Source organism: Microbacterium mangrovi (genome assembly GCF_000802305.1).
Lineage (GTDB): Bacteria > Actinomycetota > Actinomycetes > Actinomycetales > Microbacteriaceae > Microbacterium > Microbacterium mangrovi.
In genome coordinates this window covers 997,027-1,010,395 of the sequence record NZ_JTDK01000006.1, presented here as the reverse complement: position 1 = coordinate 1,010,395, position 13,369 = coordinate 997,027, and the positions used below count along the sequence as shown (strand labels likewise).

At 70.8% G+C, this 13,369-nt stretch carries 10 protein-coding genes; 6 read left to right on the top strand and 4 right to left on the bottom strand.

Annotated elements, in window-relative coordinates; all coding sequences use genetic code 11:
- Window positions 1-74: 74 nt before the first annotated feature.
- The 6 genes from mtrA to LK09_RS08575 all read left to right on the top strand — a co-directional run bounded on the left by mtrA (window position 75) and on the right by LK09_RS08575 (window position 7,100).
- Window positions 75-755 (top strand): MtrAB system response regulator MtrA, encoded by a 681-nt coding sequence (gene mtrA / locus LK09_RS08600; protein WP_039397875.1) that lies wholly within the window; start codon window positions 75-77, stop codon window positions 753-755.
- Between the two features lie 42 nt (window positions 756-797).
- Window positions 798-2,489 (top strand): MtrAB system histidine kinase MtrB, encoded by a 1,692-nt coding sequence (gene mtrB, locus LK09_RS08595; RefSeq protein ID WP_052226603.1) that lies wholly within the window; start codon window positions 798-800, stop codon window positions 2,487-2,489.
- Window positions 2,486-4,186, top strand: coding sequence for a GerMN domain-containing protein (locus LK09_RS08590; protein ID WP_082008131.1), 1,701 nt, complete (start codon window positions 2,486-2,488; stop codon window positions 4,184-4,186). The genes mtrB and LK09_RS08590 overlap by 4 nt, the downstream gene beginning before the upstream one ends.
- A gap of 109 nt (window positions 4,187-4,295) precedes the next feature.
- Complete coding sequence (locus LK09_RS08585; protein ID WP_052226551.1) at window positions 4,296-5,000, top strand: ComF family protein; 705 nt, start codon at window positions 4,296-4,298, stop codon at window positions 4,998-5,000.
- A 134-nt stretch (window positions 5,001-5,134) separates the two neighbouring features.
- A complete protein-coding gene (gene hpf / locus LK09_RS08580; RefSeq protein ID WP_039397871.1) occupies window positions 5,135-5,797 on the top strand; it encodes a ribosome hibernation-promoting factor, HPF/YfiA family in 663 nt (220 codons plus the stop codon).
- A 97-nt stretch (window positions 5,798-5,894) separates the two neighbouring features.
- A complete protein-coding gene (locus LK09_RS08575) occupies window positions 5,895-7,100 on the top strand; it encodes an amidohydrolase family protein (protein WP_039397869.1) in 1,206 nt (401 codons plus the stop codon).
- Window positions 7,101-7,255: 155 nt separating this feature from the next.
- On the opposite strand, the gene LK09_RS08570 is transcribed toward LK09_RS08575, so the two are convergent.
- The 4 genes from LK09_RS08570 to LK09_RS08555 form a co-directional block, all read right to left on the bottom strand.
- Window positions 7,256-9,043 (bottom strand): DEAD/DEAH box helicase, encoded by a 1,788-nt coding sequence (locus LK09_RS08570; protein ID WP_039397867.1) that lies wholly within the window; start codon window positions 9,041-9,043, stop codon window positions 7,256-7,258.
- Window positions 9,044-9,199: 156 nt separating this feature from the next.
- Window positions 9,200-11,875 (bottom strand): ABC transporter permease, encoded by a 2,676-nt coding sequence (locus LK09_RS08565; protein WP_039397865.1) that lies wholly within the window; start codon window positions 11,873-11,875, stop codon window positions 9,200-9,202.
- A gap of 92 nt (window positions 11,876-11,967) precedes the next feature.
- Complete coding sequence (locus LK09_RS08560; RefSeq protein WP_039397863.1) at window positions 11,968-12,690, bottom strand: ABC transporter ATP-binding protein; 723 nt, start codon at window positions 12,688-12,690, stop codon at window positions 11,968-11,970.
- The gene (locus LK09_RS08555) at window positions 12,687-13,307 is read right to left on the bottom strand and encodes a PadR family transcriptional regulator (RefSeq protein ID WP_039397861.1); all 621 of its coding nucleotides are present in this window, start codon (window positions 13,305-13,307) and stop codon (window positions 12,687-12,689) included. The genes LK09_RS08560 and LK09_RS08555 overlap by 4 nt, the downstream gene beginning before the upstream one ends.
- Window positions 13,308-13,369 lie beyond the last annotated feature (62 nt).

The following is a 13,369-nucleotide window of genomic DNA, read 5'->3' as shown; positions in this document are numbered from 1 at the left end:
CTAGCCTTGATCCGGAATCTTGGGGACCGCTATCCGCGCGCGCCCCGACGGACGAAGGATGTGTACCCACAGCCATGACTTCACGGATCCTGGTGGTCGACGACGACACGGCCCTGGCAGAGATGATCGGCATCGTCCTCGAGACCGAGGGCTTCGAGGTCGTGTTCTGCGCCGACGGAGCCGAGGCGCTCGACACCTGGCGCGCCGAGGAGCCCGACCTCGTCCTCCTGGACCTCATGCTGCCGGGCATGGACGGCACGGAGATCTGCACGCGCATCCGCGCCGAGTCGGGAGTGCCGATCATCATGCTCACGGCCCGCGCCGACGCCGAAGATGTGGTGGCCGGGCTCGAGGCCGGAGCCGACGACTACATCGTCAAGCCCTTCAACCCGAAGGAGCTCGTCGCCCGGATCCGCACCCGGCTGCGGCCTGCCGTGACCGTGCAGCCCGAGGCGATGCATATCGGCGATCTCGTCGTGGACGTCTCCGGGCACGAGGTGCGGCGGGAGGACGAGGTCATCCCGCTCACCCCGCTGGAGTTCGATCTCCTCGTCGCACTCGCCTCCAAGCCGCAGCAGGTGTTCTCCCGCGAGGCGCTGCTGGAACAGGTCTGGGGCTACCACTACAAGGCCGACACGCGCCTGGTGAACGTGCACGTGCAGCGGCTGCGGGCCAAGATCGAGGCCGACCCCGACAACCCGCGCATCATCACCACGGTGCGCGGCGTCGGCTACCGGGCCGGCCGGTCCCGGTAGCCCAGGCCCCGGGTGCAGGCGACGGAGAGCGGGATGCTGAGGATGCCGCACGCCGAGGAGGCTGCGCCGGGTGCGGCCCAGCTGCGCCTGCGCACCTGGCGGGACTGGCGCGCCTGGCCCGACAACCTCGCCCAGCTGTGGCACCGCTCGCTGCGCTTCCGCACGGTGCTGGTCGCGCTCGCGCTGACCGCGCTGACCATCCTGGTCGCATGCATCTCGATGGCGCTCGCCATCCAGAACGATCTCTTCAACTCGCGCCGCGACCAGGTGCTCTCGGACTCCCGGCGGGCCACCGACACCGCCCAGACGACCCTGGACGACGCGGTCGTGCAGGGCGACCCGGTGCAGATCCAGAACCTCATCCAGTCGGTGGCGCGCTCGATCGCGCAGCAGTCCTCCACGGATCGGATCGCGGTCATCCGCATCAGCACGTCGTCGTCCCAGCTGGCGCTGCAGGACATCCACACCGACGGTCTGGACCCGGAGCTCATCTCTCCCCAGCTGCGCAAGCACGTGCGCTCGTCGACGCGCTCCGACACCCAGTGGTGGCAGTCGGTCGCGCTCCCGGACGGCACCGGTCACACGATGCCGGGCATCATCGTGGGGCAGCAGCTCGTGGTGCCGGACGTCGGCCCCTACGAGCTTTATCTCGCGTTCGACCTGTCCGTGGCATCCCAGACGCTCTCGTTCGTCCAGGCGACGCTGTGGATCGTCGGCACGGCGCTCGTGCTGCTCATCGCAGCGATCTCGTGGTTCGTGCTGCGATCGGTGACCACCCCGATCCGGCAGGCCGCCGACACCAGCGCCGAACTCGCCGCGGGCAACCTCGACGTGCGGCTCGCGGTGCACGGCGATGACGAACTCGCCACGCTCGGCCGGTCGTTCAACGCGATGGCCGACAGCATCCAGTCGCAGATCAAGGAGCTCGGCGACCTGTCGCTCGTGCAGCAGAGGTTCGTGTCGGACGTCTCGCACGAGTTGCGCACGCCGCTGACGACCATCAAGCTCGCCTCGGACGTGCTCAACGACCACCGCGACGAATTCGACCCGGCGATGTCCCGGTCCGCCGAACTGCTGCACACGCAGGTGCAGCGCTTCGAGGTGCTGCTGACCGATCTGCTCGAGATCAGCCGCTACGACGCCGGATCGGTGCAGCTCGAACTCGAGCCCACGAGTCTGGCCCACCTCGCGGAGGACGTGATCGGGTCCATGGCGCAGCTGGCCGAGCAGTTCGGCACCGACGTGCGCCTGGTCGCACCCGGCGGGTACTCGCCGGTCGAGATGGACCCGCGGCGGGTGCGGCGGATCGTGCGCAACCTCCTCGGCAACGCCATCGAGCACGGCGAGGGCAAGCCGATCGTGGTCACCGTCGACAGCGACCAGCAGGCCGTCGCCATCGGCGTCCGCGACTTCGGGATGGGGATGACGCCGGCGGATGCCGAGCGGGTGTTCGACCGGTTCTGGCGCGCGGATCCGTCGCGCAAGCGGACGATCGGCGGGACCGGACTCGGACTCTCCATCTCGCTCGGTGACGCGACCCTCCACGGCGGCACCCTGACGGTGTGGTCGCAGCCCGGCCGCGGCACGAACTTCGTTCTCACCCTTCCCCGTCCGGGTCAGGCATTCGACGGGCGCTCGCCGGTGCCGACCGACCCGGGCGACGAGTCGCCCTCGTTCGACAGTCTGGGAGTGACCCAGCCGATCGTGCTGCCGCGGACGGAGGCGGGCTCATGAGCCGTCGGCCGAATGCTCGCAGGGGTGCGCGGCGCGGGGGCATCCTGATGCTGGTGGCCGTGCTGCTGGGCGCACTCACCGCGTGCGCGGGCCTGCCGACGAGCGGCCCGGTGCAGGAGGGGCTGCCTCCTGGCGCGGTCGCGCCGCCGGACTTCACGTTCACGCCGCAGAAGCCCCAGACCGGCGCGTCCCCCGAGCAGATCGTGCAGGGTTTCATCGATGCCGGATCGGGTCCGCAGGACAACTGGGCGACCGCCAGGCTCTACCTCGCGCCCATTTTGAAGAACAAGTGGGATCCGCGGGCGAGCGTGACGATCGACGACCGGTCCCAGCGGCGCTACGCGAGCCCGAGTAACAACCAGGTGACGCTGACCGCCTCGCCCACCGCGGGGGTGGATGCCACCGGCGCCTACACGCCGTCCGAGGGCGGTCAGACGCCGCTTCCGTTCACCCTGGTGAAGGTCGACGGCCAGTGGCGCATCTCCAAGGCGCCGAACGGCGTCGTGCTCGGCGCCGACCAGTTCGGCAGCGTGTACCGCCAGTACGAGCTGATGTATTTCGACCCAACCTGGAAGTACCTCGTGCCCGACGTGCGCTGGTTCCCGGCCACGAACGCGGTCACGCAGATCGCGAAGGAGCTCATCGACGGTAAGCCCAGTCCCTGGCTGGCCGGCAGCATCGCCAGCGCGTTCCCGGACAACGTCGCGCTGGACCCTCCGTCTGTCGCCGTCGACAGCGGGGCCGCGAAGGTGCCGCTGTCCGGCGGCGCGCTCGCCGCACAGCAGACGACCCTCGACCGGATGCAGACCCAGCTGGAGGCGAGCCTGAAGACCGCTGGCGTGAGCGAGGTCGCGATGACCGCCGGCGGGACGACCCTCGCGGCGCACGCGGTGTCCACGGCATCCACCGCGATTCGGGCGCAGCCGTTCGTGCAGACGGGAAAGGGCGTGGGATACCTGCAGTCCAACGGCACCGGCGTCGACCAGATCCCGGGGCTGTCACCCGCGATCGCGCACACCGGTCCGACCGCGATGCAGATCTCGGCCGACCAGACCACCGCGGCGGTGCGCGATCGCAGCGGTGCGGTGCAGCGGGTTCCGGCCAAGGGGCAGGCACTCCTGCTCGATCATCGCAGCGGCCTCGTCGCGCCGGGGATCGACCCCCAGGGGTACATCTGGAGCGCACCGGCGTCAGCCCCCGCGGCGGTGCACGCGTACAACCCGGCGGGTCGGCAGATCTCGGTGGCGGGCGCCTGGCCGGAGGCATCCCACCTCACGGCGATGTCGGTCTCTCGGGACGGCACCCGGCTCGCGGCGATCGTCACGGTCGGCGGTCAGCCGCAGGTGGAGGTCGCCGGCATCGTGCGCGGCACGGACGGCGCTCCGCAGAGCCTCGGCCAGCCGATGCTCCTCGGCACCCTTCCCGGCAACGGCATCGACCTGACCTGGCTCGACGACACGACGGTGGGCGTCGTCGCCCACGACTCCGCGGGTCTCACTGTCGTCGCGCAGACGATCGGCGGACCGGCGACCGGCACCGCGGGCCCGTCGGGGGCGGCGACGATCGCCGGTTCCACCGGCACGGTGGTGCGTGTCCGCAGCGCCGACGGCACGCTGTACAACCAACGCGGCTCGAACTGGGAACTGGCCGCCGCGGGCATCACCGTGCTGGGCACGGTGCAGGGGCTGCCGCAGTAGCCGCCTCCGGGGGTCCGTTCTCCACAGGCCCGCCGTGTCGCCGCGCCGTCATCCACAGGCGGATGGATGCCACCGGCGCGATCCCGCCTGTTGCCACGATGATCGGGTGATGACCCTCCTTCCGGATGACTTGGCCGCCCGGGCCGTGCCGTCGCTGCGCCGTGCGGCGGCCGACGCGCTCGCACTGATCCTTCCCGTGCACTGCGCGGGGTGCACGACCGGGGGGATCGGCCTGTGCGAGCCGTGTCGGTCGGCGCTGGCGCCCCGGGTGCGCCGGCGACCGGTCGCCGGCTTCGCCGCGCACGCCGGACTCGTCTTCGACGGTCCTCGCGCCCGCACCATCCGCGCGTTCAAGGAGGAGGGGCGCACGGGCCTCGCCCGCCCCCTCGCCGGCGCGCTCCGCGCGGCGGCGGCGGCGGCCGTCGCCGAGTGTCCGCCGGCTGCGGCACCGGGCGGATGGACCGTCGTGTGTGTTCCCGCGTCCCGGGCCGGATTGCGACGCCGGGGCTTCCGCCCGGTCGAACTGCTCGCCTCGCGGGCCGGGCTGCATCCGGCGCGACTGCTGCTTGCGGCACGGGCGACCGGCGACCAGCGGGGCCTCGACCGGGAGGCCCGGCGCCGGAACGTGGCCGGGAGCATGAGAGCCCGCGGGGTGCACGGGCGAGGCATCCTGCTGGTCGACGACGTCATCACGACCGGGGCGACGCTCGCCGAGGCCCGTCGTACGCTCCTGGCCGCCGGTGCCTCATTAGTCGCCATCGCCGCGCTGGCAGCGACGCCACGCCGAGATGAATCAGAAGGAACGCCGAGGTGACGCACACACGAATCATCGGGTGAAATCATTCGCAAAACGGGGTGACAGGGCGGGGAGTCCCGACTACGGTGGGGGGCACACAAGGCGACCGATTGTCCGGTCCTTCCCGGCCGGACCGGAGCAAGGAGGCAAGGATGGAAACCAGCATCGTCGGCGTGGGCGTGAGCATCTCGGATCGGTTCCGCGGAATCGTGGACGAGAAGGCCGCCCGCATCGAGCACCTCGCCCCGCGCGCACAGCGCCTGGACGTGAAGGTCACTCACCGCGCCTACCACAATGGCGAACGCGAGGACTCGACCGTCGAGCTGACGCTCACCGGCAAAGGTCCGCTCGTTCGTGCCGAGGCAGTGGACGGTGACAAGTTCACGGCACTCGACCTCGCCGTCGACAAGCTTTCCGAACAGGTGCGGCGCGCGAAGGACAAGCGCGTCGGTGCCCGCAAGCACCCGCGCGGCGCGCACCTCGACAAGGGCACCGGAGCCATCCACGGAACGGACATCCAGCCGGCGTCCGTCGACGTGCTGCACGCCGTCGCGACCGGCGAGGTCCCGATCATCCGCAGCAACGAAGACGAAGAGGGCTACACGCCCGTCGTCATCCGCACGAAGCACTTCGATGCGGAGTGGATGACGGTGGAAGACGCCGTCGACCGCATGGAGCTGGTCGGCCACGACTTCTTCCTGTTCATCGACGTGCGCACCGACCACCCGAGCGTCGTCTACCGCCGCAAGGGGTGGGACTACGGACAGATCTCGCTCGCGACCGTCGCGCCCCCGGCCGAGGAGCTCGCGTCGTAGGACGGATTCCGGATGCCCCGGGCTGCGGCCCGGGGCATCTTCGCGCGCGCAGCCCCCTCGGCTTGTCGGCGGGCGACCGGCACGGGAGAATCGTCTGATGAATATTCGCAACGTGCGCCCGTGGGGCGGAGAGCTGTCCGATCTCGTGATCGAGGGCCCGCGCATCGCCGGGGTGCGGCCCGCGTCCGCGGACCCGGTCGGCGCCGACGAGGTCGACGGTCGCGGGCGCCTCGCGCTGCCCTCGTTCAGCGACGTGCACGTCCACCTCGACTCCAGCCGGATCGGCTTGCCGTTCCGTCCCCACACGGGACGACCCGGGGTGTGGGGGATGATGATGAACGACCGCGAGAACTGGCGCAAGACCGACGTCCCGCACGCCGAGATCGTGGCCGGAACGCTGGAGCGGATGATCGCCAGGGGAACGACCCGCGTGCGCACGTACGCCCAGGTGGACGTCGACTGCCGTCTGGGCAAGTACCACTCGGTGGTCGCGGCCAAGGAGCGGTTTCGTGACCACGCCGACGTGCAGGTGATGATCTTCCCGCAGGCCGGCATCCTCCGCGAGGAGGGCACCGTCGAGGTCCTCGAGGCGGCGCTCGCGGAGGGCGCGGACGTCATGGGCGGCATCGACCCGTGCCAGCTCGACCGGGATCCGGTCCGGCATCTCGACATCGTTTTCGGCCTCGCCGAGAAGTACCAGGTCGAGGTCGACATCCACCTGCATGAGCCGGGCGAGCTGGGCGTGTTCAGCACGGACCTCGTGCTCGAGCGGACGCGGGCCCTGGGGATGCAGGGCAAGGTGACGATGTCGCACGCGTACGACCTCGGCGGTGTCTCCGAGTCGGTGTCGCGGCGCCTCATCGACGAGTTCGCCGAGCTGGATGTCGCGATGGCCACGGTCGCGCCCTCGGCGAGCAACCAGCTGTCGCTCGTGCGGCTCGTGGAGTCCGGCGTGCGCGTGGGCCTCGGGGAGGACGGCCAGCGGGACTACTGGAGCCCGTACGGCGACTGCGACATGCTCGATCGCACGTGGCAGCTCGCGTTCACGAACGGCTACCGCCGCGATGACCACATCGAGCTGGCGCTCGCGGTCGGCACGATGGGCGGCGCGAGCATCATGTCGCACGAGAGCCCGCGGGTCACGGGCGTCGGCGATCGTCCGGGCGTCGCCGTCGGCGACCGCGCCGACCTGGTGCTCGTGGACGGCGAAACGCCGACGGCGGCGGTGATGGATCGCGGCACGGACCGCACCGTCGTCCACGACGGGCGTATCGTCGCCGACGGGCTGACCGTCATCCGCTGACCGGCCGGGACCCGCCGAGCGCGACGAGACCACGAGGAGCAACCATGTCGTCCGATCTCTCCGACGTGTTCCTCATCGCCGGGCTCGGCACCGTGATCGTGGTGATCGCGGCCGCGTACGCCTGGTGGCGCCGTCGCGGCCGCTGATCCTCGACGTCAGGCGTCGTCGCGGCGGCGCTCGGCGGAGTGGCGGGGCTTGCGCGGGGGACGGTCAGCGCGCTCGGCGCGATCGCCCGAGCGGCGGACGGGAGCACCGGTGTCGAGGCGCAGCTCGATCAGCTTGCCCGAGATCCGGGTGTCGGTGAGGCGCTCGAGGGTCTCGCGCGGCAGGTCCGCCGGCAGCTCGACGAGCGAGAAGTCCGGACGGATCTGGATCGCGCCGAAATCGCCGCGACGCAGGCCGCCCTCATTGGCGAGCGCCCCGACGATCTGACGCGGCTCCACACGGTGCCGCTTTCCGACGGCGATCCGGTAGGTGGCCATGCCCGCGGACGACGGCCGCCGCCGGTCGTCGCGTCGGCCGTCTTCCCGGTCGAAGCGCCCTTCGCGCTCCGCCCGTTCTCCGCGCGCGGGGCGCTCGGGTTCGGGGTCGAGCAGCAGGGGCGACTCGCCCTGGGCGACGACGGCCAGCGCGGCGGCGACATCCGTCTCGGGTACGTCGTGATGGCGCACGTAGTGGGCGATGATGTCGCGGAAGCCGTCGATGCGCTCGGTCTGCCCGAGGGCCTCCGTGATGCGGTCGTCGAAGCGCGCGAGTCGCGTGACGTTGACGTCCTCGGCCGTGGGCAGCTGCATCTGGGTGAGCGTCTGGCGCGTCGCCCGTTCGATGGACCGTACGAGACCGCGCTCGCGCGGCGTCACGAAGCTGATCGCGTCGCCCGTGCGGCCGGCGCGCCCGGTGCGGCCGATGCGGTGCACGTACGACTCGGTGTCGGTCGGGATGTCGAAGTTCACGACGTGCGAGATTCTCTCGACGTCCAGGCCCCGCGCCGCGACGTCCGTCGCGACGAGGATGTCGAGCTTTCCCGACTTCAGCTGGTTGACCGTGCGCTCCCGCTGCGCCTGCGCGATGTCGCCGTTGATCGCGGCGGCCGAGTATCCGCGGGCGCGCAGCTTCTCGGCGACTTCCTCCGTGGCGCTCTTGGTGCGCGCGAAGATGATCATGCCCTCGAAGTTCTCGACCTCGAGGATGCGGGTGAGCGCGTCGATCTTCTGCTGGTACGACACGATCAGGTAGCGCTGCGTGATCGTCGCGGACGTCGTCGTCTTGGACTTGACCGTGATCTCCTGCGGGTCGTTCAGGTACTGCGACGACATGCGCCGGATCGCGGCGGGCATCGTCGCCGAGAACAGCGCGACCTGCTTGGTCGCGGGCGTCTCGGCCAGGATGGTCTCGACATCCTCCGCGAAGCCCATCTTCAGCATCTCGTCCGCTTCGTCGAGCACGAGGTACTTGAGCTCGGACAGATCCAGCGTGCCCTTGTCGAGGTGGTCCATGATGCGCCCGGGCGTGCCCACGACGACGTGCACCCCGCGCCGCAGGGCCGAGAGCTGGACTCCGTAGCCCTGACCGCCGTAGACGGGCAGGATGTGCACGCCCTTCAAGTGGCCGGCATAGCGCTCGAACGCCTCGCAGACCTGGAGGGCGAGCTCGCGCGTCGGGGCCAGCACCAGCGCCTGCGGGGTCTTCTGCGAGAGGTCGAGCCGGTCGATGATCGGCAGGGCGAACGCGGCCGTCTTGCCGGTGCCCGTCTGCGCGAGCCCGACGACGTCGCGCCCTTCGAGCAGGGGCGGGATGGTCGCGGCCTGGATGGCCGACGGGGTCTCGTACCCGACGTCGCGGAGCGCTTTGAGCACCGCGTCGCTCAATCCGAGGTCGGAGAACGTCAGGGCCGGAGGCTCGGAGGGTGCGGCGACTTCGGTCGCGATTTCGTCAGTGGACACATCTCAGGGTAGCTTGCGCGGCCGGGCGGCGTCCGGATGCGGCATGCATCACGCGGTTCCGCCACGCGCCGAGACACGCCTTCGCCGCCGAGACCGGTGCGGCGGTGATCGGTCTCGGCGGGATTCACCTGTCTCGGCGCGAAACGCAGGGACGGTTCACGCGATCGCGGTGCGGCGCGTGAGGTCCGGATGCCGCGGCGGCACGGCCCAGGACACGACGGCGACGAGGGCCGGGAGCCCGAGCGCGAGCAGGATGAGCCACACCCACGGAACGTCCTGAGCGAACCGGAAGTACGTGTTGCCGGACAGGAGCCCCCACACGGGGATGACTCCCGCAATCGTGCCGACGACGGTGCCGATGCCCGCGATGATGCCCGCCTGCCAGGCATTGATGCGTCGGCGCACACCCCGGTTCGCGCCGACGGCGGCGAGTGTCGCATCGTCGGGTCGGCGCTCGAATCGGGCCAGCCCGAGACTGACGGCGCTCGCGCCGATCACGAGCACCCCGGCCACCGCCATGATGAGCCACAGCCAGGGCGCGGCCGGGTCAGGTCCGCGCTCGGCGCGGACATCCAGCGTTCCGGACTCCCCGACCCGCACGTTCTTCGCCGCCGCGGTGAGGCGATCCAGCGTCGGTGTGTCGATCGGACGCGGATAGACGGCCACGACGAACTGGGGAACGACCGTCATTCCGAGCCGCTTCGCGGTGGCGGGGGCGATGACCACCTGGGCGGTCCCGGATGTTCGATCGGCGGCGAATCGCGTGAAGGGCAGCTCGATCGAGCGCCTCGGCCGGGGCAGGTCGCCGGTCGTCCCGGACGGGTTCGTCATGCGTTCCGTGTAGTCGTTCAGCGCACTCGTCGCCCACTCCTGAAGCGTGATCGTGCCCTCCTTGCCGATCGAGGGGTCGCGGGGCGAGCTGACCTGGACCGCGCCACCACGCTTCATCAGGTCCACGATCCGCGCCGGGACCGACACATCGAGCAGCGCGCCCAGCTTGTCGGGGTCGACCACCGACACCGCCCCCGGCGAGACGACGGCGTCTCCGGTCGCACATCCGTTGCACGGCGAAGACGTCGCCCACACGCCGAAGTGCGGGTCGCCGATGCCCGTTCCGGGATCGGTCGGAGCATCCTGCGGAAAGTACTGGACGATCGTGGACGTGGGATTCGTGGGAGCAAGGAGATCGTCGATGGTGCGCAGGGTGGTGGTGGCATGGGAGGCATCCTGTCCCCATGCCGAAACCTGCACGCTGCCGAGCGGGCCGCTCCAGGAGTACATGCGCGAGTTTGCAGCAGACGACGTGGCGGTCGCACTCAGCGCGAATGACGCCAGGAACACGCATACCGCAATCGCTGCGAAGGCGGGGATCACGCGGGACGGATTGGCCGCGGCGTCGCGGCTCGCGAGTCGTGGCGCGAATCCCAGGCGGGATGCCACCCGTGCGATCCCGGTGAGCACCCAGTGCCCGGCCAGCAGCATCCCGATCTGGAAGACGACCGGGCTGAGCACGACCGCCCACAGGGCGATGGACCGCAGCGGCAGCTCGTCCTCGACGGGCTCGTGCAGGTTCAGCGCGGCGAGGGTGAGGCCGCCGACCACCGTGCCGGCGAGTCCGAGGACCATGAGCAGTCCGCCCCAGACAGGGCGGCGGGCGTTCAGCCGGGCCGGCCGACGCGCGCCACGAAGGGCGCCGAGCGTGTCGCCCTTGGTCGCCGCCCGTGCCGGGACGATGGCCGCGACGGTGCCCACGACCACGGCGAAGATGAGGATGCCGAGGAGGACGCTCCAGGGGACCTTGACGCCCCAGTTCCCCCAGAACGTATCGAGCGCCCCGTTGTCGGTGACGGCCAGTACCGCAGCGGCGAGGCCGACGCCCACGGTCGCGCCGACCAGTCCACCGGCGGCGCCGAGCACCGTGCCTTGCAGCAACACGACGCGGAAAGCGTCCGCGGGCGTCGCTCCGACACTCCCGGCCACGGCGAGCGAACGCTGCTGACGGCGTGCGGCGACCGCGAACGCCGCCCCCGCCAGCATGACGACGAGGTAGCCGCAGAAGACCGCGGCAACCGTGCCGATCAGCAGGGCCGTCCAGACGTTCTGCGATGTCTCGTTGTCGCCGCCGTTCGCCGCCCGCGTCGCGAGGTCGCGACCGTACGCGATGAAGCCGGCGTGGTTGAGATCAGCCAGCTGAGCGGTCGTCGGCTGCCAGTCCGGGGTGTACCACCGGGCCAGGCCGGGGACGTCGCCGAGTGCGGACGAGGGCAGGTAGACCTCCTCATCCGATGCGAGCTGGTCCAGGCGCCGCATCGTGCCGCTGATCGTGTAGCCGGCGCCCGAATCCGCGAGAGTGACCCGGTCGCCGATCTTCGCGCCCAGGCGGTCCAGCATGCCGGGCGTCACCATCGCCTCGCTTGAATTCGCCGGCGCCGATCCGCCGAGGATGACGTAGCGACCGCGGAGGGCGGGGTCCCACGCCGGGCCGGCTGTGACCGCGACCTGACCGACCCCGGTCGCCGTCTTGACGAAGAGGGATCCCTGCTCGTGCAGCTCGATGGTGCGGGTGCCGGCGGGAAGCACGCTTGCCGGGCTGGTGGGTGCCGGCCGCTCCGCGTTCGCGGGTCTTCCGTCGGCATCCTGCGCCACGGTGTTGTCATACGGTCGCCGCGGATCCTGTGTGCGCGTCGGATCCGCACCGCCGACGACCTGCAACCACGCCCCTGTCCGACCGAGTTCGAGGTCGGCGCGCTGCTGCGGGCTGGCGATGTGACTTCGAACCATGACCGCTCCGCCGGCGAGTCCGGCGACGGGGAGCGCCACGAGAAGCAGCACGAGCGCGCTCGACCCTTTCGCGCGCCAGACCTGACGCCGCGCCAATCGACCGGCGACCTGCCACCGGGCCCAGGCGCGACCCCGGCCGCGCCTCATCGGGCGCTCGCCGTCAGCAGGGCGTCGGCGGCATCCCGCCGCGACTCATCGATGATCCGACCGTCGCGCAGAAAGACGATCCGGTCGGCCCACGCCGCGTGGCGGGCCTCGTGGGTCACCAGAATCGCGCCCGCACCGGCATCCACCCGTGTGCGCAGCATCCGCAGCACCAGCTCACCGGTGACCGAGTCCAGGGCGCCGGTCGGTTCGTCGGCGAGGATCAGCCGGCGCCCGCCCACCACGGCCCGGGCGATGGCGACGCGTTGCTGTTGTCCGCCGGAGAGGTCGTCGGGGAAGCTGTCGGCCTTGTCTTCGAGCCCGACCGAGGCGAGGGCATCCCGACCCGCACGGCGCGCCACCCGGGCTCGGAAGCCATCGAGCTCGAGCGGCAGCGTCACGTTCTCCTGCGCCGTGAGAGTGGGGATGAGATTGAAGTCCTGGAAGACGAAGCCGAGCGAGCGGCGGCGCAGCTGGGCGAGCTCCTTCGCGGAGGCCGTCGAGAGGTGGCGTCCCTCGACGATCACTTCGCCGCCGGTCGGCCGCTGGAGTCCGCCGGCGATCGACAGCAGGGTCGACTTTCCCGAGCCGGATGCGCCCATGATGGCGACGAGCTCGCCCCGCGCGACCTCGAGGTCGACGCCGGAGAGTGCCGACACGGCGGTCTCGCCGACGCCGTACTGCTGGGTGACGCCGACCAGGCGCAGGATCGGGCCTTTCATCGCCCGGCTCCTGCCGCCGCGTTCTGATCGGTTCGGGCGCTCGGCCGACCGCGCTTCGGACGTGCGGTCGACAGCTCGAGGGCCATGGCGTGCTGCGGATGCAGCGCGAGCCGCTGCTCGGTGTGGTCGAGCCAGCGCACCTCGGCCTCGGCCGTGAAGATCATGGAGTCGATCACCAGCGACCAGGCCAGCTCCTCCGGCCCGTCCGGATCGGGTCCGGCGTACTTGGCCCGGTTGAGTTCCTGCAGCTGTGCGAGCGACGCCCGTCGCTGCGCCTGGATGACGTGGGCGACATCCACGCCCGGCAGCGTCGCCGCGACCGCGAGCTTGATGGCGAGCTCGTCGCGCGTGCCCGCGCTGCGCACCACGGGGGAATCGAGCCATTCGCGCACTTCGGCCCGGCCGGCCTCGGTGATCTGCCAGTAGACGTGGCCCTGGTCGTCGGTGTCGCCCTTCTCCACCAGCCCGTCGCGGTCGAGCCGCTCGAGAGTGTTGTAGATCTGCCCGACGTTCAGGGGCCACGTGGATCCGGTCCGGCGATCGAACTCCGTGCGCAGCTGATAGCCGTAGCAGGGTCCCTGGTCGAGGATCGCGAGGAGCGACTGGCGGACCGACATGATGCCTCCTGGGGTATTCCCGGTATGTAATTGCCGAGTATATACATATCGGGAAATGCAGG

Coding starts and splice junctions, on each gene's coding strand:
- hpf (WP_039397871.1), top strand. CDS start 5,135: ATGGAAACCAGCATCGTCGGCGTGGGCGTGAGCATCTCGGATCGGTTC.
- LK09_RS08575 (WP_039397869.1), top strand. CDS start 5,895: ATGAATATTCGCAACGTGCGCCCGTGGGGCGGAGAGCTGTCCGATCTC.
- mtrB (WP_052226603.1), top strand. CDS start 798: ATGCCGCACGCCGAGGAGGCTGCGCCGGGTGCGGCCCAGCTGCGCCTG.
- LK09_RS08590 (WP_082008131.1), top strand. CDS start 2,486: ATGAGCCGTCGGCCGAATGCTCGCAGGGGTGCGCGGCGCGGGGGCATC.
- LK09_RS08585 (WP_052226551.1), top strand. CDS start 4,296: ATGACCCTCCTTCCGGATGACTTGGCCGCCCGGGCCGTGCCGTCGCTG.
- LK09_RS08560 (WP_039397863.1), bottom strand. CDS start 12,690: ATGAAAGGCCCGATCCTGCGCCTGGTCGGCGTCACCCAGCAGTACGGC.
- mtrA (WP_039397875.1), top strand. CDS start 75: ATGACTTCACGGATCCTGGTGGTCGACGACGACACGGCCCTGGCAGAG.
- LK09_RS08555 (WP_039397861.1), bottom strand. CDS start 13,307: ATGTCGGTCCGCCAGTCGCTCCTCGCGATCCTCGACCAGGGACCCTGC.